Raw genomic sequence first — 812 nt, forward strand, 5'->3', positions numbered from 1 at the left:
AGCAATATTGACTCCCTCGGTCCGAATGCAGCATCAATCCTGCTTCTGGCCGTTTCCACTTTATCGCCTTCCACAACGCCTGACTGACCAAGTCTTGTGTCATTCGAGCACCCATCGCATAACCCACTATCTCGCAGGTAAACACATCCTTGATGCCCGCCAGATAGTGCCAACCCTCATCTGTTTGGAGGTAAGTAATATCGCTCACCCAGACCTGCTTTGGACCCGTCGGTTCGAAGGTCTGGTTCAGCAGGTTAGCGGCAACGGGCAAGCGGTGAGTTGAATGGGTTGTGGTCTTGAACTGCCGTTGCTGGATGCAGCAGATACCGTCTTCGCGACGGAGGCGCGCGATCCGGTACCGACCCGCCACTATGCCCTCGGCAGCCAGTTCGGTTTGCAAGCGCCTTGCACTGTAGGTTCGGCGTGTTTTGTTGTGTGCCGCACGGATTGCCACTCGCAACCATTCGTTCTCCTGAGCCCGTCGACTAGGTGGACGTTTAAGCCAGGCATAGAAACCACCACGAGAAACGGCCAGTGTCCGACACAACCACTTTACCGGGTAAACCTGTCGCCATTGCTTCACGAACGCGTACCGGGCAGTGACTCCCTGGCAAAGTACGCCGTCGCTTTTTTTAGGATGTCCCGCTCCATCCTGGCTTCGGCAAGCTCCCGACGCAGTTGCCGAACCTCCGCAGCCAATTCGACAGCGCTCTGCATGCCTGCACCAGAAACACTTGCTGTCTTGCCTTTACGCGCTTGGGTCACCCAGTAAGCCAAGGTGCCCTGATTCATATTCAATCGTGTTGCTGCTT

Annotated in this window: 1 pseudogene; it reads right to left on the reverse strand. The window is 55.9% G+C overall.

From position 1 onward, the window contains the following. Positions 1-812 (reverse strand): annotated as a pseudogene (locus ACUHMQ_RS20900) (IS3 family transposase); the annotation flags it as partial.

The organism is Chitinimonas violaceus (genome assembly GCF_052601015.1).